Source organism: Demequina lignilytica (assembly GCF_030418375.1).
GTDB classification, from domain to species: domain Bacteria; phylum Actinomycetota; class Actinomycetes; order Actinomycetales; family Demequinaceae; genus Demequina; species Demequina lignilytica.
The window spans coordinates 82,135-102,435 of sequence record NZ_JAUHPZ010000002.1 but is presented as its reverse complement, the minus strand read 5'-3'; the positions used below and the strand labels follow the sequence as shown (position 1 = coordinate 102,435).

At 71.9% G+C, this 20,301-nt stretch carries 20 protein-coding genes and 1 tRNA gene; 11 read left to right on the top strand and 10 right to left on the bottom strand.

Annotated elements, in window-relative coordinates; all coding sequences use genetic code 11:
* Nucleotides 1-69: 69 nt before the first annotated feature.
* The 8 genes from QQX13_RS04065 to QQX13_RS04030 all read right to left on the bottom strand — a co-directional run bounded on the left by QQX13_RS04065 (nucleotide 70) and on the right by QQX13_RS04030 (nucleotide 6,166).
* Nucleotides 70-2,154 carry an acyltransferase family protein gene (locus QQX13_RS04065; protein WP_301119555.1) on the bottom strand — a complete coding sequence of 695 codons (2,085 nt, stop codon included), beginning with the start codon at nucleotides 2,152-2,154 and terminating at the stop codon, nucleotides 70-72.
* 133 nt (nucleotides 2,155-2,287) lie between these two features.
* Nucleotides 2,288-2,674, bottom strand: coding sequence for a 50S ribosomal protein L7/L12 (gene rplL / locus QQX13_RS04060; RefSeq protein WP_301119553.1), 387 nt, complete (start codon nucleotides 2,672-2,674; stop codon nucleotides 2,288-2,290).
* Between the two features lie 57 nt (nucleotides 2,675-2,731).
* A complete protein-coding gene (gene rplJ, locus QQX13_RS04055; protein ID WP_301119551.1) occupies nucleotides 2,732-3,253 on the bottom strand; it encodes a 50S ribosomal protein L10 in 522 nt (173 codons plus the stop codon).
* Nucleotides 3,254-3,794: 541 nt separating this feature from the next.
* A complete protein-coding gene (gene rplA, locus QQX13_RS04050; protein WP_301119549.1) occupies nucleotides 3,795-4,493 on the bottom strand; it encodes a 50S ribosomal protein L1 in 699 nt (232 codons plus the stop codon).
* A 67-nt stretch (nucleotides 4,494-4,560) separates the two neighbouring features.
* Nucleotides 4,561-4,989 (bottom strand): 50S ribosomal protein L11, encoded by a 429-nt coding sequence (gene rplK, locus QQX13_RS04045; RefSeq protein ID WP_301119548.1) that lies wholly within the window; start codon nucleotides 4,987-4,989, stop codon nucleotides 4,561-4,563.
* A 60-nt stretch (nucleotides 4,990-5,049) separates the two neighbouring features.
* Complete coding sequence (nusG, locus tag QQX13_RS04040) at nucleotides 5,050-5,787, bottom strand: transcription termination/antitermination protein NusG (RefSeq protein ID WP_436968562.1); 738 nt, start codon at nucleotides 5,785-5,787, stop codon at nucleotides 5,050-5,052.
* Entirely contained in the window at nucleotides 5,784-6,026 is a 243-nt protein-coding gene (gene secE / locus QQX13_RS04035; protein WP_436968561.1) for a preprotein translocase subunit SecE, read from the bottom strand. The genes nusG and secE overlap by 4 nt, the downstream gene beginning before the upstream one ends.
* Nucleotides 6,027-6,093: 67 nt before the next feature.
* Nucleotides 6,094-6,166 (bottom strand) — tRNA-Trp (locus QQX13_RS04030).
* 194 nt (nucleotides 6,167-6,360) lie between these two features.
* Between QQX13_RS04030 and QQX13_RS04025 the strand changes: the two genes are divergently transcribed.
* From QQX13_RS04025 to QQX13_RS03975, 11 genes are all read left to right on the top strand, one after another.
* Nucleotides 6,361-7,563 (top strand): pyridoxal phosphate-dependent aminotransferase, encoded by a 1,203-nt coding sequence (locus QQX13_RS04025; protein ID WP_301119546.1) that lies wholly within the window; start codon nucleotides 6,361-6,363, stop codon nucleotides 7,561-7,563.
* 115 nt (nucleotides 7,564-7,678) lie between these two features.
* Nucleotides 7,679-8,554 (top strand): ABC transporter ATP-binding protein, encoded by an 876-nt coding sequence (locus QQX13_RS04020; protein ID WP_301119545.1) that lies wholly within the window; start codon nucleotides 7,679-7,681, stop codon nucleotides 8,552-8,554.
* A complete protein-coding gene (locus tag QQX13_RS04015) occupies nucleotides 8,551-9,381 on the top strand; it encodes an ABC transporter permease (protein ID WP_301119543.1) in 831 nt (276 codons plus the stop codon). Before QQX13_RS04020 ends, QQX13_RS04015 begins: the two co-directional genes overlap by 4 nt.
* 57 nt (nucleotides 9,382-9,438) lie before the next feature.
* A complete protein-coding gene (locus QQX13_RS04010; RefSeq protein ID WP_301119542.1) occupies nucleotides 9,439-9,858 on the top strand; it encodes a hypothetical protein in 420 nt (139 codons plus the stop codon).
* A gap of 46 nt (nucleotides 9,859-9,904) precedes the next feature.
* Nucleotides 9,905-10,396, top strand: coding sequence for a hypothetical protein (locus tag QQX13_RS04005; protein WP_301119541.1), 492 nt, complete (start codon nucleotides 9,905-9,907; stop codon nucleotides 10,394-10,396).
* A gap of 29 nt (nucleotides 10,397-10,425) precedes the next feature.
* Complete coding sequence (locus tag QQX13_RS04000) at nucleotides 10,426-11,829, top strand: sensor histidine kinase (protein WP_301152585.1); 1,404 nt, start codon at nucleotides 10,426-10,428, stop codon at nucleotides 11,827-11,829.
* Nucleotides 11,830-11,831: 2 nt separating this feature from the next.
* Nucleotides 11,832-12,485: a response regulator transcription factor gene (locus QQX13_RS03995; protein WP_301119539.1), complete on the top strand. Its 654-nt coding sequence runs from the start codon at nucleotides 11,832-11,834 to the stop codon at nucleotides 12,483-12,485.
* Between the two features lie 68 nt (nucleotides 12,486-12,553).
* Nucleotides 12,554-13,807: a sensor histidine kinase gene (locus tag QQX13_RS03990; protein ID WP_301119538.1), complete on the top strand. Its 1,254-nt coding sequence runs from the start codon at nucleotides 12,554-12,556 to the stop codon at nucleotides 13,805-13,807.
* A complete protein-coding gene (locus tag QQX13_RS03985; RefSeq protein ID WP_301119536.1) occupies nucleotides 13,804-14,475 on the top strand; it encodes a response regulator in 672 nt (223 codons plus the stop codon). The genes QQX13_RS03990 and QQX13_RS03985 overlap by 4 nt, the downstream gene beginning before the upstream one ends.
* 133 nt (nucleotides 14,476-14,608) lie before the next feature.
* On the top strand, nucleotides 14,609-15,343 hold the full coding sequence (locus QQX13_RS03980) for an ABC transporter ATP-binding protein (RefSeq protein ID WP_301119534.1): 735 nt from the start codon (nucleotides 14,609-14,611) through the stop codon (nucleotides 15,341-15,343).
* Nucleotides 15,343-17,877 carry an ABC transporter permease gene (locus QQX13_RS03975; RefSeq protein WP_301152583.1) on the top strand — a complete coding sequence of 845 codons (2,535 nt, stop codon included), beginning with the start codon at nucleotides 15,343-15,345 and terminating at the stop codon, nucleotides 17,875-17,877. Before QQX13_RS03980 ends, QQX13_RS03975 begins: the two co-directional genes overlap by 1 nt.
* Nucleotides 17,878-17,900: 23 nt before the next feature.
* On the opposite strand, the gene QQX13_RS03970 is transcribed toward QQX13_RS03975, so the two are convergent.
* Together QQX13_RS03970 and QQX13_RS03965 are read right to left on the bottom strand one after the other, a co-directional pair.
* Nucleotides 17,901-18,950, bottom strand: a complete 1,050-nt coding sequence (locus QQX13_RS03970; protein WP_301152581.1) for a UDP-N-acetylmuramate dehydrogenase — start codon at nucleotides 18,948-18,950, stop codon at nucleotides 17,901-17,903.
* Nucleotides 18,947-20,194, bottom strand: coding sequence for an MFS transporter (locus tag QQX13_RS03965; RefSeq protein ID WP_301152580.1), 1,248 nt, complete (start codon nucleotides 20,192-20,194; stop codon nucleotides 18,947-18,949). The genes QQX13_RS03970 and QQX13_RS03965 overlap by 4 nt, the downstream gene beginning before the upstream one ends.
* Nucleotides 20,195-20,301 lie beyond the last annotated feature (107 nt).

Here is a 20,301-nt window from a genome sequence, read left to right as displayed (position 1 = left end):
TTGTCCAGTCCGTACGTCCCGATGCCAGCCGACACGCCGACGGAGACAGAAGCGTGACGCTCGACCCCGTCAGGAGCCGAGCGCGGCCTCGATCTCGTCGGCGAGCCGCGGCGCGAGCGTGCGGGCGAAGGTCGCGGTCAGGTGGTGACCGTCGGGCCGGTACGCGACCACGGAGCCGATCACGGCGTCGCAGGTGCCGTCCGCGCAGTACACGTCGGACATGTCGATCAGCGAGGCGCGGTCGTCGCGCATCGCCGCGATGCCCTGCGGGTCGACGCGCAGCGCCGAGTCCTGCGGCCAGCCGCACGCGTCGGCCCCCGCGGGCCCCTCCTGCTCGAGGCACGCGACGAACTCGTCGGGCAGCCGCGGGTTGTCGCGCACGGCCAGGATCGGCACGCCGGCCGGCACCACCGACCACGCGTCGACCAGGCCGTCGGCCGACCGCTCCAGCTCCGCCTCGTCGAGGATCCGGACCTGCTGCGTCACGATCACGCCGTCGTACGCGTCCGCCGTCGCCGCGAGGTCGCGCACGTCCGCTCGCCATGCGTCGCAGGCCTCCCGCACCTGGGCGTCCGCCGTGTGGGCGGGCTCCGTGGTGAACGGGCACGCGGCATGGCCAGCGAGGTCGAACGCCCAGCCGCGGTCGGAGCCCGCCTGATCGAAGGCCGGGATCAGCGCGTTCGCGTGCGAGTCCCCGAGCACCAGGAAGCGCTTGGTGGGCGCGTCGGTCTCGCCGAGCGCGCACACGTCGAGCCGTCGTCCGGTGAGGCCGGTCCAGCACTCGTCGCGATTCTCGTCGTCGTCCTCGAGGTCGGCGAGCGGAGGGATGAAGTGCGCAGGCTCGGTCTCGACCTCGCCGCCGTCGGCGGCCGGTTCCGGATCCGCGCAGCCCTCGGCCGCGTCCTCCGCGGCCGCGCCGACGCAGTCCCCGAGCTGCGCCTCGAGCGAGGCGGCGAGCTCGCGCTCACGCTCGGCCCGGTGCTCGGTGGCCACGGTGCCGGCGACCACGGCGCCCAGCACCACGGCCATCCCCGCGGCCGACCAGGCCGCGACCACCCACGGCGCCCTGCCGCCGAGCAGCCGTGGGGAGAACCGCACCGGGTCCTCCACGAGCGAGGTGCTCGCCGCGGCGAGCAGCAACGTGGCGATGCCGATGCCGAGCTTCTCGACCAGACCCAGCTCGCGGCCGAGGGCGAACGGCACGAGCACGATCAACGGCCAGTGCCACAGGTAGATCGCGTAGGAGGTGCGCCCGACGTGCGCGACCGGTCGCCACGCCCCCACACGTGACAGCAACGTTCGGTCTCCCCAGGCCAGCACCAGCGCCGTGCCGACGACCGGGATGGCGGCCTGCCAGCCGGGGAAGGGGGTCGCATCGTTCATCACGACGGCGGCGCCGAGCATCAGCGCCAGACCCGCCAGGACCGCCCCGCCATGCGACCGGGACCGCTGCAGCGCCACCGCCACCGCGGCGCCGAGGACGAACTCCCACAGCCGGGTGAACGTCGAGAAGTAGGCGCCGGCGGACCATGCGGTGAGCCACCAGCTGTAGGCGAAGGACCCGGCGCCGACCACGGCGACCACGCCGACGACCACGCCGCGGCGCGGCAACGACAGCCGCGCCGCCGCCCACAGCGCAGCGACCAGCAGCACCGGCAGGAGCACGTAGAACTGCTCCTCGACGGACAGCGACCAGTAGTGCTGGACGGGAGAGGCGGCGTGCCCGATCGCCTGGTAGTCGACGGCGGCGATCGCGAGGAACCAGTTCTCCGCGTACAGGGTGGCCGCCGCCACCTCGGCCAGGAATCCGCGGACCTCGGTGACCGGCGCGAGGAGCCAGGACGCCACCGCGGTCGCCAGCAGCACCAGCAGGGCCGAGGGCAGCAGCCGCCGTGCGCGCCGAGCCCAGAAGCGGCCGAGCCGGATCCGCCCAGTCGCGGCGGCCTCGCGCCAGAGGTGCGACGTGATCAGGAAGCCGCTGATGACGAAGAAGACGTCGACGCCGATGTAGCCGCCGGTCAGCCGGTGCGGCCACAGGTGGTAGACCACCACCAGCCCGACCGCGATGGCCCTGAGCGCCTGGATGTCCGGCCTGAAGTCGGCGGCCTCCCGGCTCCCGGTCCGCGCGGGCGCGGACTGCTCTTCGATCGTCACCGAGGCATGGTAGCCCGGCCCTCCCGGTCCCCCGCGCATCGTCCGCCGGGACAGCAGAACGGGGCCGGGTCCATGCGGACCCGACCCCGTTCCTCAGGCGGCTTCGTCGCGCTGAGCGCGACGCCGCGCGAGCTTACTTGAGCTCGACGGTGGCGCCGGCGGCCTCGAGCTGAGCCTTGGCCTTCTCGGCGTCGTCCTTCTTGGCGCCCTCGAGGACGGCCTTGGGGGCCTCGTCGACCAGAGCCTTGGCCTCGCCGAGGCCGAGCGACGTGAGCGCGCGCACCTCCTTGATGACCTGGATCTTCTTGTCGCCGACGGCGGTGAGGATGACGTCGAACTCGTCCTTCTCCTCGACCTCGGCAGCGGCCTCGCCAGCGGCGGGGGCGGCGACGGCGACGGCGGCCGGGGCGGCAGCGGTGACCTCGAAGGTCTCCTCGAACGCCTTGACGAACTCCGACAGCTCGATGAGGGAGAGCTGCTTGAACTGCTCGATGAGCTCCTCGGTGGTGAGCTTAGCCATGATGACTTCCTTCTCTCTTGCCTGCGTGAAGCAGAATTACTAGGTGGGGTGCGGCAGCTACGCCGCGTCTTCCTGCTTCGCACGCAGGGCGTCGACGGCACGCGCGGCCTGAGCCAGCGGCGCCTGGAACAGGTATGCAGCACCAAAGAGCGACGCCTTCATGGCGCCGGCAGCCTTGGCGAGCAGAACCTCGCGGGACTCGAGGTCGGCCAGCTTCTTGACCTCATCAGCAGAGATCACCTTGCCCTCGAGAACGCCGCCCTTGATGACGAGCTTGTCGTTCTCCTTGGCAAAAGCCTTGAGACCCTTCGCAGCCTCCACCGGGTCACCGGTGACGAATGCGATGGCCGTGGGACCGGTCAGAAGGTCGTCAAGACCCTCGACACCGGCCTCCTTGGCCGCGAGCGCCGTCAGAGTGTTCTTCGCGACCTTGTAGGTCGCGGCGCCGCGGATCTCACCGCGCAGCTTCGCGAGCTGCGGGACGGAGAGGCCGCGGTACTCGGTGATCAGCACGGCTGCCGAGTTGCGGAAGTCCTCCGCGAGCTCGGCAACAGCGTTCACCTTGTCTGGCGTCGCCATGTTTATCCTTCCTTCGGATGACCGCCGCGCCTGCCCCGGGAACGAGAAAGGCCCCGCGCAGGCGGGGCCGGAGGTCCTGGTCCGCGGAACAGAAAGGGCGACCCGAAGGTCGCCCAGACGTCCGCGCACGAGGCGCTGTCAGCATCACCTGCGCTGGTCCCCGCTCGAGCGGAGCTTCGGCCGTTCCCGGTTGTCCCGGGCCCGACGACCGGCGGTCTTGGGCCTGACCATCGTACGGGAACCGCGCATCGTCCGCAACTCGGGTGGCCCGGTGCACGCCGCGTCCCGCGAAATGGAGATCGAGTGCCCGCACACCCAGAGTGTCGAGCACTCAGAGTCCATGTCGCGCGGATGGCCGGGGGGGACGATGCGCGGGCCATGCGGCGGACGATGCGCGCGCGGGGCGCACGAAGGCCCGGCCCCTCGCGGAGGGGCCGGGCCTGGTGACGCGCGTCGCGCCTGTGGGCGCTGTGGGCGTCACTCTCTCCTCACGCCGCCCGGGGTCGCCGAGCGGTGCGCGAGAGAAGGGTGGTGCCTGGCTCTACGCCTCGACCTTGGCCTGGGCGTCCAGCGGGATGCCCGGGCCCTGGGTCGCCGAGATGGCGGCCTTGATGATGTACCGGCCCTTCGAGGCAGACGGCTTGGCGCGGAGCACCTCGTCGAGGACGGCCTGGTAGTTCTCGAGCAGCTTCTCGTCGCCGAACGACGCCTTGCCCAGCACGGTGTGCAGGTTGGCGTGCTTGTCGACGCGGAACTCGATCTTTCCGCCCTTGATGTCGGAGACGGCCTTGGTGACGTCCATGGTCACGGTGCCGGTCTTCGGGTTGGGCATGAGGCCACGGGGACCGAGCACGCGGCCGAGGCGGCCGACCTTGCCCATGAGGTCCGGCGTGGCGACGACGGCGTCGAAGTCCTGGCGGCCGTCGGCCACCTCGGCGATGAGCTCGTCGCCACCGACGATGTCGGCGCCGGCCTCGCGGGCCGCCTCCGCCTTGTCACCGTTGGCAAAGACCAGGACCCTGGCGGTCTTGCCGGTGCCGTGAGGCAGGATGCAGGTCGAGCGGACCATCTGGTCCGCGTGACGCGGGTCGACGCCGAGCTTGAACACGACGTCGATGGTCGAGTCGGTGTTCTTCGAGGCGGTCTTCTGCGCAAGGCGGAGCGCCTCGAGCGGGGTGTAGAGCTGGCTGCGGTCGACGAGCTGGGCTGCGTCGCGGTAAGCCTTGGAGCGCTTGGTCATCTGCGTGTCTTTCCTTTGCAGTCGTGGTGCGGGCCAGCGCGGCCCCTGCCACTGAGGTTGAGGGTCCTTAGGAGACCGTGATGCCCATGGAGCGGGCGGTGCCGGCGATGATCTTCGCGGCGGCGTCGATGTCGTTGGCGTTGAGGTCGGCCATCTTGGCCTCGGCGATCTCGCGCACCTGGGCCTCGGTCAGGTTGCCGACCTTGGTGGTGTGCGGGGTGCCGGAGCCCTTGGCGACGCCAGCGGCCTTCTTGATGAGCTCGGCGGCCGGGGGCGTCTTCAGGACGAACGTGAACGAACGGTCCTCGTAGACGGTGATCTCGACCGGCACGACGTTGCCACGCTGCGACTCGGTCGCCGCGTTGTACGCCTTGCAGAACTCCATGATGTTGACGCCATGCTGACCCAGCGCCGGACCGACCGGCGGGGCAGGGTTGGCAGCGCCGGCCTGGATCTGGAGCTTGATCAGGCCGGTCACCTTCTTCTTCGGTGCCATGTTGTGGGTCCTTATCTTGTTGCCTGTGCGGCGTGGCGGCCGCGGTTGCGCTGTCGCGACCTAGAGCTTGGTGACCTGGGTGAACGACAGCTCGACCGGGGTCTCCCGGCCGAAGATGGAGACGAGCACGTGGAGCTTCTGGCTCTCGACGTTGATCTCGGAGATGGTGCCGGGCAGCGTCGCGAACGGGCCGTCGATGACGGTGACCGACTCGCCGACCTCGAAGTCGACGGCCACGGCGGCGGCGGGCGCCTTCGCGTCCTCGGCCTCGGCGACCGCCGCAGCGACCTCGGCGGGGGCGAGCATCGAGTAGACCTCGTCCATGGTGAGCGGGACCGGGTTGTGGGCGTGGCCCACGAAGCCGGTGACGCCGGGGGTGTTGCGCACGGCGCCCCAGGACTCGTCCGTGAGGTACATGCGCACCAGGACGTATCCGGGCATCCGGACGCGGGTGACGAGCTTGCGCTGGCCGCCCTTGATCTCGGCGACCTCCTCCATCGGGACCTCGACCTGGAAGATGTAGTCCTCCATGTGGAGGCTCTCGATGCGGTGCTCGATCGCCTGCTTCACGCGCTTCTCGTGGCCCGAGTAGCTGTGGACCACGTACCAGTCGCCCTCGAGGGTACGCAGGTGAGCCTTGAACTCGGCGACGGGGTCGACCGGCGCGTCCTCGACCGGGGGAAGGTCGGCAGCGTCGGTCTCGACGGCGGCCTCTGCGGGCGCGTCGATCGTCTCGGGGGTCTCGTCAGTCATCTCGTCGCTCATCGTGATCACACTCCAGTCGTCGGGCAGCGTCAGCTGCCGAACACGAGTCCCGCGAGCCAGCCGAACAGGATGTCCAGGCCCCACACCAGCAGCATCATCACGGCGACGAAGCCGAGGACGATGCCGACGTAGCGCACCAGCTCCTCGCGCGTGGGGGTGACCACGCGGCGAAGCTCGGAGATGACCTGTCGCACGAACAGCGCGATTCGTCCGAAGATGTTCAGACCCTCGCGCGACTCGTGCCGCGGGTCCTTCTCCCCGGAATCCGTCACGGCAGATTCGCTCACCGAAAAGTCCTTCTCTCGTGGATTGGCTCACGCGGGAGACTCCCGCGTTCCGCAGGGCAGGCGGGACTCGAACCCACAACCGCCGGTTTTGGAGACCGGTGCGCTACCAATTGCGCCACTGCCCTTCGGGAGGTGACCCTCCCGGAGGCTTTCGACCTTGACCTCGGTCGCACCAGGGCGCGAACCATCATGACGTCTGTCAATCGCCGACGTGCAATGCTACGCCACCGGCCCGGGAAAAGCGAACCGGGCCGCTCCCGCCGCCGTCGCGCGCATCGTCGACCATGCGGAGCCTACGCGGGATGGAAGAATGGCGCGCATGAAGCCTGCACGCCGCGTCTCCGCACGCCTGGGCGCCATCGCGCCCTCCGCCACCCTCGCCGTCGACTCCAAAGCGAAGGCGCTCAGGGCCGCCGGCCGCCCCGTCATCGGGTTCGGCGCGGGCGAGCCCGACTTCCCGACGCCCGACTTCATCGTCGAGGCGGCCGTCGCCGCCGCCACGGACCCGAGGAACCACCGGTACACGCCGGCGGCGGGCCTCCCCGAGCTGAAGAAGGCGATCGCGGCCAAGACGCTGCGCGACTCCGGGTACGAGATCGACCCGGCCCAGGTGATCGTCACCAACGGCGGCAAGCAGGCCGTGTTCCAGGCGTTCGCCGCGATCGTCGACCCGGGCGACGAGGTGCTGCTGCCCGCCCCCTACTGGACCACCTACCCCGAGGCGATCTCGCTCGCCGGCGGCACGGCGGTCGAGGTGTTCGCCGGCGCGGACCAGGAGTACCTGGTCACCGTCGAGCAGCTCGAGGCGGCCCGCACGGAGAGCACCAAGGCGCTGCTGTTCTGCTCGCCCTCGAACCCGACGGGCGCCGTGTACTCCGCGGAGCAGACCAAGGCGATCGGCGAGTGGGCTCTCGAGCACGGCATCTGGGTCATCACCGACGAGATCTACGAGCACCTCCTGTACGAGGACGCGGAGTTCACGCCGATCGTGCGCGCGGTTCCCGAGCTCGCGGACCAGACGATCGTCCTCAACGGCGTCGCGAAGACCTACGCGATGACCGGCTGGCGCGTGGGGTGGATGATCTCCCCCGCCGACGTCACCAAGGCGGCGGCGAACTTCCAGAGCCACCTGACCTCGAACGTCGCGAACGTGTCCCAGCGCGCCGCGATCGCCGCGCTCGAGGGCGGCCTCGAGGAGGTCCACGCCATGCGCGCCGCCTTCGACCGCCGCCGCCAGACCATGGTGGGCATGCTCCGCGAGATCGACGGCGTGGTCTGCCCGACGCCGAAGGGCGCGTTCTACGCGTACCCCTCCGTCGAGGGCCTCATGGGCCGCACGGTGCGCGGGCGGGAGATCACCTCCTCCGCGGACCTCGCGGGCGTGATCCTCGACGAGGTCGAGGTCGCCGTGGTCCCCGGCGAGGCCTTCGGGCCGTCGGGCTTCCTGCGCCTCAGCTACGCGCTGGGCGACGCGGACCTCGCCGAGGGCGTCGGCCGCATCCAGGCGCTGCTCGCCGAGTAGCGCCGCGAGCGCGCCCTCCGCACGGCCGCGGGGTCGCATCGTCCACCCGGACGACGCGGCCCCGCCGTCCGCGCTGACGGGGCGCGGCCCCGCCCCGCTGGCTAGGCTCGCACTCATGACAGACGCAGCGATCAGCATCGCCGGCCTGCACAAGCACTACGGCGACCTCCGCGCGGTGGACGGCCTCGACCTCGAGATCCCGCGCGGCGAGGTGTTCGCGCTGCTGGGGCCCAACGGCGCCGGCAAGTCCACCACGGTCGAGATCCTCGAGGGGTTCCGCAAGCGCACCGCGGGCGAGGTCAGCGTGCTCGGCATCGACCCGCACCACGCGACCAAGGAGTGGCGGACCCGCGTGGGCGTCATGCTGCAGTCGACCAGCGCGCGCTCGTCGCTCACGGCCCGCGAGGCGCTGCTCCACACGTCCCGCTACTACCCGAACCCTCGCGACGTCGACGCCACCCTCGACGAGGTGGGGCTCACCGAGAAGGCGAACGCCAAGCCGCAGACCCTCTCCGGCGGCCAGCAGCGCCGTCTCGACGTCGCGCTGGCCGTGATCGGGAACCCGGATCTCGTGTTCCTCGACGAGCCCACCACCGGCTTCGACCCGGAGGCGCGCCGCCGGTTCTGGCGGCTGATCGAGGGCCTCAGCGGGGACGGCACCACCGTGGTGCTCACCACCCACTACCTGGACGAGGCCGACCACCTCGCCGACCGCATCGGCATCATCGCCTCCGGCCGGCTGGTCGCCCTCGACACCCCGGACGGGCTGCGGTCGCGCGCGACCGACGCGCGGATCACCTGGACGGAGGGCGGCGAGCCCCGCACCGAGGAGACGCCGACCCCGGCCGCGTTCCTGCGCGACCTGCTCGGACGGATCCCCGGCGAGGTCGAGGGCCTCCGCGTCACCCATCCGTCCCTCGAGGACGTGTACCTGCGGCTCGTCGACGACGTCGCCGAGGTCGACGCCGCAGCCGAGGAGGAGCCGTCATGACCGCACCCGCATCGCCACCCGTCGCGCCGCCCAGCTGGACGTCGATGACGCTCAACCGCTACGTGGTCGAGCTCAAGGAGTTCCTCCGCAGCCGCGAGCAGATGGTGTTCATCTTCGCCTTCCCCATGATGCTGCTCGTGCTGTTCGGCTCCGTGTTCGGGGGCGCGGTCCTCGACGGGACGGACGTGACGTTCGCGCAGTACTTCCTCGCCGGCATGGTCGCCTCCGGCATCCTCAACACCGGGTTCCAGTCCCTGGCGATGTCCATCGCGATCGACCGCGACGAGGACGTGCTCAAGCGCATCCACGCGACCCCGCTGCCCGCGACGTCGTACTTCGCCGCCAAGATCCTGCAGGTGCTGTCGGTCACGGTGGTCCAGGTGGTGATCCTCATCGCGATCGGCGTGGCCCTCTACGACGTCGCGCTGCCGTCCGACGCCGCGCACTGGGGGACGTTCGCGTGGGTGTTCCTGCTCGGTACCGCGGGCTCGACCACGCTGGGCATCGCGATGTCCTCGCTCCTGCGCAACGCGAAGGCGGGGTCGGCGATCATCACGCCGATCGTCCTCTTCCTCCAGTTCACGTCGGGCGTGTTCCTGATCTTCACGCAGGTGCCGGCGTTCCTGCAGACCGTGGCGTCGATCTTCCCGCTCCGGTGGCTCGCCCAGGGCATGCGGTCGGTGTTCCTCCCCGACGAGTTCAAGTACGCCGAGGCCGCGGGATCGTGGCAGCTGCCGCTGACCGCGCTGATCCTCGCGGTCTGGGTCGTCGTCGGGCTGGTGCTCGCGGTCCGCACCTTCCGCTGGACGCGGCACGACGACAACTAGGCGCTTCCTGCCCCCGCTCCGAGCGTTCTCTGAGACTCGGCGCGTACCAATGGAGACATGAACAGCACCGTCCTCCGCCTCGGCGTCGTCACCGGCGCCGCCGCCCTCCTGCTGCTGGGCGTGGGCGTGGCCGCCACCGCGGTCGCGCGCTCCGCCGATCCGGCCGATCCCGACACCGTCGCCACGGCCGAGGACGGCACGCTGCTGCAGGACGATGCGGCGATCCCGGACGATGCGGGCCCTGGGGGTACGGAGCAGCTCGGCGAGGTGCCGTCCGACGGCTTCGACCGGGACGGCGACGGCGGCCGCGGCGGCCACCGCGCCGGCCCCCCGTCGGGCGACGCGCTCGCGGTGCCGCCGGAGGAGCAGCGCTGGCGCGAGGAGGGCGAGGGGTCCGACTCGGTCCCCGACGGCGGCGCGGCGGGAGGGGAGGCGTCCGAGGACGACTCCGCGGACACGCCGACGCTGATCGACTGAGGCTCATATAAGAGAGCTCTCAGAATGCCGGCGGCATCCTGAGGACATGAACACCTCCACCGCCAGGTTCGCCGTCACCGTCGCCGCGGCCTCCGCCATCCTGATCGGCGTCGGCGTCGGCGCCACCGCCCTCTCCCGCGCCTCCGGCGACCCGGACCCCGACCCGACCGTCGGCGAAGCGGTCCTGCTCGAGTCCGAGACCGGCGCGAGCCCCGACGACTCTCCCTCGCCCGAGGCCTCCCACGACGATGACCCCACCGAGGTCGAGCACAGCCCTGAGGTCGACGACCTCGACGACGACCACGGGGGCGACCGCCCGGACGGCGACTCGGACGACCGGGTCGCGCTCCCGCCGAACGACACCCGGCTCGGGTCGGTGCCGAGCACCGTGGGCGGCGACGACGACTCCGACGACCATGACGAGGTGGAGTCGGACGACGACTCGGACCACGATCGCGCCGACTCGCACGACGACGACGACCACGAGGACGAGGACGACGACGACCACGAGGACGAGGACGAGCCGGAGGACGACTGAGCAGGTAGTTTGGGCACCGGAAGGTGGCCATGACCTCACGCTTCAGGCACGCGGGCGCGCACGGCATCTCCGTGCGTGCCCGCGTCCTCGTCTACCTCCTCGTGCTCACCGCGGTGGCCCTGGCCGTGGCCGGCACCACGGCCTTCCTGATCGAGCGTGACTCCCTCGAGGACGGGGTCACCGCCGAGCTGACGGCTCGCGGCGACGACTATGTGAGGTGGGTCGCCGAGACCGAGGTGACGGGCGTCGACGCTCTCATGCGGGATGCCGTCGCCCGCTTCACCGGGACGGCCGACGAGGGCGCCGTCGCCATCATCGACGCCGCCGCCCGCTACGTCCCGGCCTCGGACCCGCGGCTCGCGCTCGAGGACGACGAGCAGCTGATCGACCTGCTGTGGGCTCAGACCTCGACCGCGGTGGAGGTCCGTCGAGCGGAGACCGCGAGCGCGTCGTACGCCTACGTCGCCATCCCCTTCCTCGATGCGGCGGGAGACAGGATCGCGGTCTTCGCAATCGCGATCGACGAGGGACAGCGCGTGCACGAGCTGCGCGAGACGTTCGCGGTGTACGCCCTGGTCGCGATCGCCGCCCTGGTCGCGATCGGCGCGTTCGGCTTCTTCACGGTCGGACGGCTGCTGGAGCCGATCCGGCTCCTCGACCGCACGGCGCGACGCATCGGCGAGTCGGACCTGGGCGAGCGGGTCCCGATCGTGGGCGACGACGACCTCGCACGGCTGTCGCGCACCGTCAACGCGATGCTCGACCGCCTGGAGGGCGCCTTCGCCGACCAGCGTCAGCTGCTGGACGACGCCTCTCACGAGCTCCGCACCCCTCTGACGGTGCTGCGCACGCGGCTCGAGCTGCTCGAGCCGCGGGACCCGGACCAGGTCGAGGCCACGCGGGACGAGCTGCTCGCCGTCGCCGCCGACATGTCACGGCTGGTCGAGGACCTGGTGCTGCTCGCGAAGGCGGACCGGCCGGAGTTCCTGCGCCTTGCCGCGACCGACCTGAACGAGCTCACGGAGTCGGCGTTCGCACGGATGGAGCATCTGGGCGACCGCGAGTGGGTGCTCGCCGGCAGCGCGACCGGCCCCGCGGTGCTCGACGCCCAACGCGTCACCCAGGCGTGGCTCCAGCTCGCGGCGAACGCGGTGAAGTTCTCCGAGCCGGGCAGCACCATCCGCGTGGGAAGCGCCCGGATCGCTGAGGACGTGCTGCTGTGGATCGAGGATCACGGCCGCGGGATCGCGCCGGAGGACCTGGAGCGTATCGCCGGGCGGTTCGTCCGTCTCGACCCCGAGACCGAGGGTGCCGGGCTGGGGCTGCCGATCGTCAGGGCGATCGTGGAGGCCCACGGCGGCCGGCTCGAGATCGCCTCCGAGCCCGGCGTCGGCTCCACGTTCGCGCTGCGGCTGCCGTGGCGGGAGGGGTGACGATGCGGGTGCTGCTGGTGGAGGACGAGGAACGGCTGGTCGCGTCGCTGCGGGACGGCCTGCGAACCGCGGGGATCGAGACGGTCCACGCGGGGACCGGCCGCGAGGGGCTCGCGCTGGCGCAGACCGAGGAGCTCGACCTCATGATCCTCGACATCGGCCTGCCGGACCAGGAGGGCTTCACCGTGCTCCGCCGCCTGCGCGCGACCGGCTCCGATCTGCCGGTGATCATCCTGACGGCCCGCACCTCGGCTGAGGACACCGTGCGCGGGCTCGAGCGGGGCGCCGACGACTACATGGCCAAGCCGTTCTCTCTCGACGAGCTGCTCGCGCGCATCCGGCTCCGGGCACGCAAGGCGCCGGGCCCCGACGACGACCCGGTGCTCCGCGTCGGCAGGTGCGAGCTCGACCCCATCGCGCGCACGCTCACGTGCGACGGGGAGCCGGTGGCGCTCAGCCCGCGCGAGCTCCAGCTCGCCCACCTGCTGATGGCCGCGGGAGGGGACGTCGTCTCGCGCGCCCGCGCCCTCGACGAGGTCTGGGGCGCCGCATCGCGCGACAACGTGCTCGACGTCTACGTCGGCTACCTCCGCAGCCGGCTCGGTTCGGAGGCGATCGAGACCGTGCGCGGGGTCGGCTACCGCTTCGTCGGCTGACCGCATCGTCCCCCGGCATCGTCCGCGCGCACGATGCCGGGCGCGCCCGCTCCCCCTACCCTGGCGGGGTGGACCTCAAGACGCCCCGCTGGGGCGACATCGCCATCGCCGCCGCGCTCCTCGTGCTCGGCCTGATCGGCGTCTCCCAGACCGTCGACATCGGCGTCAGCCGCGGCCACCCGTACGACGCGATCGGGGTGGCGCTCGTGGTCGCTCAGGTGGTGCCGCTCGCGTGGCGCCAGCACTACCCGCGCCTGGTGCTCTGGGCGGTGCTCGTGCCATGGCTGATCGCGGTGGGCTTCGGCTACCCGGACACCGCCGCGATGTTCGCGATCTACGTCGCGCTCTACGGCGTCGCGGCGTACGTCGCGCGACGCGAGGCGCTCCTCCACGGCGCCGCCGTGCTCGCCGTGATGATCGCATGGACCACCGTCGGCGTCCTGGTCACCGACTTCGTGCCGTGGACGGCTCTCGTGGCGGTCACGCTCGCGGTGATCGTGCCGATGATGGTCGGCTTCGTCGACTTCCGCCGCCGCGAGCGCCTGACCGAGCTCGAGGTCGCGCACGCCCGTCGCGAGCAGGCGCAGCGCACGGTGGCCGCGGACGCGGTCCGCGCCGAGCGCGCCCGCATCGCGCGGGAGCTCCACGACGTGGTCGCGCACGAGATCACCGTGATGACCCTGCAGGCGGAGGGAGCGCGGCGGCTCGCGAAGGACTCGGACGAGCGGGTGGTCCAGGCGCTCGGGACCATCTCGGAGTCGGGCCGCACCGGGCTCGCGGAGATGCAGCGGATGATCGGCGTGCTGCGGGCGTCCGAGCAGGAGGCGGCGGAGGCGGCGGAGCACGACCGCGTCGTGGCGGGGGTGCCTCTCTCGGATGCGGACCTCGCTCCCATGCCCTCCCTCGCCGCGATCCCCCAGCTCGCCCAGCAGGTCGAGGACGCGGGACTCCCGGTCGACCTGACCATCTCGGGCACCTCCCATGTGCCGGCCGGCGTGGAGCTGAGCGCATACCGGATCGTCCAGGAGGCCCTCACCAACGCGATGAAGCATGCGGGTCCCGGAGCGCGCGCCACCGTCGCCGTGGAGCGTCGGCGCAGGCTGGTGCGGATCACCGTGGACGACGACGGGCGCGGCGCGATCTCCGACGCCGCCCGGCTGAGCGGCGGGCACGGGCTGCGCGGCATGCGCGAGCGGGTGCAGGCCCTCGGCGGCGCGCTGGAGTACGGTCCGAGGCGGGGCGGCGGGTTCCGCGTGATGGCCGAGCTGCCGTCCGGGGACGACCAGGTGGCCGTGCCGCGGGCGAAGGAGGAGACGCGATGATCCGGGTGGCGCTGGTCGACGACCAGGCGATGGTCCGCGTGGGGCTGCGCATGATCCTCGAGTCCGAGGAGGACATCGAGGTCGCCTGGGAGGCGACCTCGGGGGACGATGCGCTGGCGCGTCTGGCCTCCGAGGCGCCGGACGTGCTGCTGATGGACGTCCGGATGCCCGGCATGGACGGGCTCGCCGCGACCCGCGAGATCCTCGCGCGGGACCCGGACGCCCGCGTGGTGATCCTCACCACCTTCGACGACGACGAGTACCTCTACGAGTCCCTGCGCGCGGGCGCGTCCGGCTTCCTCCTCAAGAGCGTCGAGGGCGACGCTCTGGTGAGCGCGGTCCGCGTGGTGGCGGGGGGCGAGGCTCTCCTCGCCCCCGAGGTGACCCGCCGCGTCATCGCGCAGTTCGCGCGCGGCGGCGCCCCCGCGCCGGCGGATCCGCACGAGCCGAGCGCCGCGGCCGTGGGCGACCTCTCCGATCGCGAGGTCGAGGTGCTCACGCTCATGGCACGGGGCATGTCCAACCAGGAGATCGCGGCGGACCTGTACGTGTCGAACACCACGGTGAAGACGCACGTGAGCCACATCCTCACCAAGCTCGGGGTGCGCGACAGGGTGCAGGCGGTCGTGGAGGCGTACGACTCCGGCCTGGTGGTGCCCCGCCCCTAGCCATCGCTCCGAGGTGGCGATCGGGGGTCATCCCTGAGGCGGACCGCGAGAAACCGTCCTTCTGGACGATGCCCCGGGCGCCGGGGCCGCACCAGACTGGGGCCGTCGAGATCCCTGTCAGGAAGGCCCCACCATGACCACCGTCACCCTCGCCGCGTCGATGCGCGGCGGCACCAAGGACTACGGCTCGGGAGACACCGCGGTACGCGCGCTCGACGGCGTCAACGTCGACATCGCGCGCCACGAGTTCACCGCGATCATGGGTCCGTCGGGCTCCGGCAAGTCGACCCTGCTCCACACCCTGGCGGGGCTCGACCGGCTCACCGCCGGCGAGTCCTCGATCGCGGACATCGTGATCACCTCGCTGCCGGAGGCGAAGGTCACCGAGGTGCGCCGCGAGCACATCGGATTCGTGTTCCAGTCCTTCAACCTGATCCCGTCGCTGACCGGTCGCGAGAACATCACGCTGCCGCTCGACATCTCGGGCAAGCCCGTCGACCCGGCGTGGTTCGACGAGATCATCGGCATCCTGGGGCTCGGCGACCGCCTCACGCACCTGCCCGCGGAGCTGTCGGGCGGCCAGCAGCAGCGCGTCGCCGTGGCGCGCGCGCTGGTCGCGCGTCCCGAGATCATCTTCGCCGACGAGCCGTCCGGCAACCTCGACTCGCGTTCCGGCGCCGAGCTGCTCGGCTTCATGCGCCGTGCGGTCAAGGAGTTCGGCCAGACCATCGTGATGGTCACCCACGACCCCACCGCCGCGTCCTACGCCGACCGGATCCTGTTCCTCGAGGACGGCCAGATCGTGGACGAGATGCGCGAGCCCACGGCGGACCGCGTCCTCGACCGCATGAAGCAGATGGGCCACTGATGTTCCGCCTCGCAGTCAAGTCCGTCCGGCACAACCCGAAGCGGCTGGTCCTCACCGCGATCGCGGTCGCGCTGGGCGTCACGCTCGTCGCCGCGACGCTGACCCTCACGAACGCCCTGTCCAGCGGCTTCTCCCAGCTGTTCGAGGAGATCTACGCGGGCACCGACGTGATCGTCGAGCAGGACCCCGCCGCGGTCGCCGACGACGAGGATCCCTTCGCGGCCGGCGACGACGTCTTCACCGCCGAGAGCCTCGAGGCGATCCGCGCGATCGACGGCGTGGAGCGCGCCGAGGGCGGGATCCAGGTGATGGGCTCCGTGCTCGCCGCCGACTTCGAGCCCACCGGCGACCTCATGGGCGCCGGCGGGGCCCCGAGCCAGATCTTCAACTGGGCGGGCGACCCCCGCATCGACCAGGCGACGCTGGTCGAGGGCGCCGGCCCCGCGGCGGACGACGAGATCGTGCTCGACCTCGACGCCGCGCCGCGCCTGGGGTACGAGATCGGCGACACCGTCATGGTCGCGACCGAGTCGGGGGTCTCCGAGCTGACGCTGGTCGGACTGGTCCGCTTCGGCGAGTCCAACTCGCTCCAGGGGGCGACTCTCGCCTACCTCACCGAGGACGCCGCGGCAGAGCTGGCCGGGGCCGACGGCTACCAGCAGATCAGCGTGATCGTCGCCGAGGGGGCGGACGCCGCCGCGGTGGCGGACTCGATCGGCGAGGTGCTGCCCGACGGGACGCGCGCGATCACCGGCGAGGACAAGGCCGCCGAGCAGACCGAGGCGCTCGACGAGGTGTTCCAGTACATCGACATCTTCGCGATCGCGTTCGCGCTCATCGCGCTGTTCGTCGGCTCCTACATCATCGTCAACACGTTCCGGATCATCGTCACCCAGCGCACCCGCGAGTTCGGCCTGATGCGGGCCATCGGCGTGACGGGCAGGCAGCTGCGCAGCATGATCCTGCTCGAGGCGGTGGTGATCGCGATCGTCGCCTCCACCGTGGGCCTCGTGGTGGGCTACCTGGGCGCGCTCGGGCTCTCCGCGCTCGTGGAGCGGTTCACGGGCGACCTGTTCGGCACCGTCACCCTGCCGCTCGATGCGGTGCTCGCGAGCTACGTGCTGGGAGCCATCGTCACCATCGCCTCCGCGCTGCTGCCCGCCATCCACGCGTCCACCATCTCCCCGATGGAGGCGCTCCGGGAGGCCGCGACCGAGTCGAAGAAGCCGCTCGCACGCCGGAACATCGTCGGCGCCGCCATGGCTCTGCTCGGTGTGGTCGCCATCACGGTCGGCCTCTACATGGGCTTGGAACGCCCGTACATCTACGTGGGCGTCGGCGCCGTCCTGCTGGTGCTGGGGGTGACGCTGCTCGCTGCTCAGGTGCTCGTCCCGCTGGCCTACGCGCTCAAGGCGGCGCTCACCCGCGTGTTCCGCGTCGACGGCAAGCTCGCGGCGAACAACATCCGCCGCGAGCCCCGGCGCAGCGCCAACACGGCCGCCGCGCTGATGATCGGCGTCATGCTGCTCGCGCTGGTCGCCACCTTCACGGAGTCGCTCAAGTCGGTGGTGTCGGAGCAGTTCGCGGGCAGCAACGCCGACTTCTTCGTGGTCAACCCGCAGGGGCCCATCCCGCCCGGCGCGCTCGAGGCCATCGAGGCCGAGGACGGCGTCGCGTTCGTCACGAGCACGGGCCTCGGCACCGTCACGGTCGACGGGACGGCCATGAGCCTCGCCGTGATCGACCCCGACACGGCGGAGCAGGCGTTCGACTACAACAACGAGCCCGACTTCGACCGGCTCGACGGCGGCGTCTTCATCGACCCCACGGTGGCCGAGACGGGCGTCGAGGTCGGCGACGAGCTGACGCTGGAGGGCTCCGAGGGCTCCGCGACGCTCACGGTGACCGGCGAGTACCTCAACGCCGGCGACGCGCAGCTGTGGGTCGACGAGGAGACCGGGGCCGCCCTTCTGGGCGAGGTCGAGGTCTTCCAGTCGATGGTGGTGCTGGACGACGGCGTGGACGCGACGGAGATGCGCGAGACCCTGCTCGCGGCGCTCGCCGACGACTTCCCGCTGGTCGCGCTCCAGACCCCGGACGCCTTCCAACAGCTCGCGAACCAGTTCATCGACCTGCTGCTCGGCGTGATCTCCGCGCTGCTCGGCGCCGCGCTGATCGTCGCGATCCTGGGCGTCGCCAACACCCTGCTCCTCTCGGTCACCGAGCGGACCCGCGAGATCGGGCTCCTGCGGGCAGTCGGTGTCAGGCGCTCGTCGGTCTGGCGCATGATCACGATCGAGTCGATGGTGATGTCCGTCTTCGGCACCATCCTCGGCATGATCCTGGGCGTCGGCCTGGGCGCGGCGCTCGTCCTCGCCCTGGAGGAGTTCGGCTTCAGCACGGTCACGGTGCCGTGGGGCTGGCTCGCCTTCTACACGGTGGCCGCCGCGATCGCGGGCGTGGTCGCCGCGATCTGGCCGGCATGGCGCGCGTCGCGGATGGACATCCTGCAGGCGATCGCCACCGACGGGTAGCGACGGGGAGGGGGCGGCCGCCGCTAGATCTCGACGCCGACGGTCACCGGCTCGGGCACCAGGGTGATGCCGAAGCGCTCGCGCACCCCGTCGCGCACGGCGCGGGCGAGGGCGACGATGTCGGCGGCGCTCGCTCCCCCGCGGTTGGTGAGCGCGAGGGTGTGCTTGGTGCTGAGCGACGCGGCCGCGTCCGGTGCGGCGGCGAAGCCCCGGGAGAACCCGGCACGCTCGATCAGCCAGGCGGCCGACGTCTTGACCATGCCCTCCCCCGCCGCCGGGTACGCCGGCGCGCCCTCGGGAAGCGAGCCCGCGGGGACGATCGGGTTGGTGAAGAACGAGCCGGCGCTCCAGGTGTCGTGATCGGCGGGGTCGAGCACCATGCCCTTCGACGACCTGAGCTCGAGCACGGCCGCGCGGACGTCGACGATCGGCACGCGCGCGCCGAGCTCCACGCCGAGCGCGGTCGCGAGCTGCTGGTATCGGACGGGCGCGGACAGGCTCGCCATGCGCGTGTGGAAGGTGACGTCGAGGACCACGTAGCGCGGGGTCGGGCCCCAGGGGCCGTCGGTCATCGTCCGCTTCAGCATCGAGTCGCGGTAGCCGAACTGCGCCTTCACCAGCGGCAGGGAGCGCAGCGCGCCGTCCTCCCGGTCCCAGGTGCGGATGAGCGCGATGATGTCGGCGACCTCCGCTCCGTAGGCGCCCACGTTCTGGATCGGGGTCGCGCCGGTCGAGCCGGGGATCCCCGACAGCGCCTCGAAGCCGCTCCACTGGGAGCCGACGGCCTGGGCGACGAGCGCGTCCCACGGGGTGCCGGCGGTCGCGGTGATCTCGAGCCCCCCGCATGAGCCGTGGTTGGCGAGCGACACCTCCGCGCGGGTGTCGCGCACCACGACGCCGTCGAAGCCGCGGTCCCCGACCAGCAGGTTCGACCCCCCGCCGAGCACCAGGAGCGGCGTGCCGTCCGCGTCCGCCGCGCGCACCGCGTCGAGGAGCTCGGCCTCGGTGCCCGCCTCGACCAGCGAGCCGATCGGACCGCCCACGCGCAGCGTGGTGAGGGAGGCGAGGTTCATGCCTCCAGCGTATCGGCGGCGCCCTCGCCCTCCTCCACACCCGTGGCGGGCGCGGGGAGGGGGCGAGCGGCGGGCGCGAGCAGCAGCATCGCGCCGGCGACGGCCACGACGAGCAGGAGCGAGAGCCGCAGCCCGAGGCCCTCGGCGAGCAGCCCGATCGCCTGCGGCATCGTCAGACCCGCGATGGTGCCGAACGCCGCCACCGCCGCGACCCGCGCCGTCGCGTTGGTCCGCTCGTCCGCCGCGGCCGAGATCGCGAGCGGGTACCCCAGCGCGGCACCGGCGCCCCACAGGAGCAGCGCGAGCGGCACGGCCCAGAACCCGGGGGCGAGGGCGATGAGGAGCACACCCGCCGCGACCAGCACGGCGCTGCCCCGCAGGATCCGGACGCGCCCGAGCCGGTCGATCAGCCGCCCGCCGACGACCCTGACGGCGCTCTGCGCCACGACCAGCGCCGCGTAGAGGAGGGCCGCGAGCGCCTCGGTGCGTCCGAAGTCGTCGACCAGCGTGAGCGGGAGCCAGTTGTTGGCGCTCATCTCGATGGTGAAGGCGCAGAAGATGATCAGCCCCAGCGCGAGGGTCCGACGCTCGCGCGCCGCCACGCGCAGCGTGACGAAGATCCCGCCCGCCCTCTCCTCGCTGTCGGCCGCGGCCGGCGCGCCGTCGAGGATGGCGAGGCGCGCGCACGCGAGGAACGCCAGGCCGACGACTCCGACGTTGACGAGGTAGTGGACCGGGACGGCGACCCCCGCACCCGAGTACAGCGCGCCGATGCCCACGCCCGCCAGCAGGGCGAGCGCGAAGGCGGCGTGGAACTGCGACATGATCGAGCGCCCCGCCATGCGCTCGACGGTGGCGGCCTCGGCGTTCGCCAGCGCGTTGACGGTCTCGAAGGAGCCCAGCGTGACGAACATCGCGGCGCCGAAGACCGCCGGCGACCCGAGGTGCGCGGCGAGCGCCATCCCGCCGAACCCGACGACGACGGCGACCGAGGCGAGCCTCAGCAGGAGCAGGGAGCCGAGCCGGGCGACCAGCCCGCCGAGCAGCGAGAACGCGATCAGCCCGCCGATCGATCCGGCGATGAACAGCGCACCCAGCTGCGCGAGCGTGACCCCCAGGGCGTCGCGCACGCTCGGCACCCGGGACACGTGGGTGCCCAGCATGAGGCCCATGCCGACGAAGAGCACGAGGATGCCCGCGCGTGCGGCGCGCACCCGGCGCGCGTCGGGCTCAGCTGCGTCCATGCGACTCCCCCCGACGTCGCCACTACGGCGTCCGCGACCCTCTCCACGGTAGCGGCGGCCACCGCGTCCCGCACGGCTACGCTGGGGGCACCCGACAGAGAGGGCCC

Coding starts and splice junctions, on each gene's coding strand:
- rplL (WP_301119553.1), bottom strand. CDS start 2,674: ATGGCTAAGCTCACCACCGAGGAGCTCATCGAGCAGTTCAAGCAGCTC.
- rplJ (WP_301119551.1), bottom strand. CDS start 3,253: ATGGCGACGCCAGACAAGGTGAACGCTGTTGCCGAGCTCGCGGAGGAC.
- rplA (WP_301119549.1), bottom strand. CDS start 4,493: ATGACCAAGCGCTCCAAGGCTTACCGCGACGCAGCCCAGCTCGTCGAC.
- rplK (WP_301119548.1), bottom strand. CDS start 4,989: ATGGCACCGAAGAAGAAGGTGACCGGCCTGATCAAGCTCCAGATCCAG.
- QQX13_RS04025 (WP_301119546.1), top strand. CDS start 6,361: ATGAAGCCTGCACGCCGCGTCTCCGCACGCCTGGGCGCCATCGCGCCC.
- QQX13_RS04020 (WP_301119545.1), top strand. CDS start 7,679: ATGACAGACGCAGCGATCAGCATCGCCGGCCTGCACAAGCACTACGGC.
- QQX13_RS04015 (WP_301119543.1), top strand. CDS start 8,551: ATGACCGCACCCGCATCGCCACCCGTCGCGCCGCCCAGCTGGACGTCG.
- QQX13_RS04010 (WP_301119542.1), top strand. CDS start 9,439: ATGAACAGCACCGTCCTCCGCCTCGGCGTCGTCACCGGCGCCGCCGCC.
- QQX13_RS04005 (WP_301119541.1), top strand. CDS start 9,905: ATGAACACCTCCACCGCCAGGTTCGCCGTCACCGTCGCCGCGGCCTCC.
- QQX13_RS04000 (WP_301152585.1), top strand. CDS start 10,426: ATGACCTCACGCTTCAGGCACGCGGGCGCGCACGGCATCTCCGTGCGT.
- QQX13_RS03995 (WP_301119539.1), top strand. CDS start 11,832: ATGCGGGTGCTGCTGGTGGAGGACGAGGAACGGCTGGTCGCGTCGCTG.
- QQX13_RS03985 (WP_301119536.1), top strand. CDS start 13,804: ATGATCCGGGTGGCGCTGGTCGACGACCAGGCGATGGTCCGCGTGGGG.
- QQX13_RS03980 (WP_301119534.1), top strand. CDS start 14,609: ATGACCACCGTCACCCTCGCCGCGTCGATGCGCGGCGGCACCAAGGAC.
- QQX13_RS03975 (WP_301152583.1), top strand. CDS start 15,343: ATGTTCCGCCTCGCAGTCAAGTCCGTCCGGCACAACCCGAAGCGGCTG.
- QQX13_RS03970 (WP_301152581.1), bottom strand. CDS start 18,950: ATGAACCTCGCCTCCCTCACCACGCTGCGCGTGGGCGGTCCGATCGGC.
- QQX13_RS03965 (WP_301152580.1), bottom strand. CDS start 20,194: ATGGACGCAGCTGAGCCCGACGCGCGCCGGGTGCGCGCCGCACGCGCG.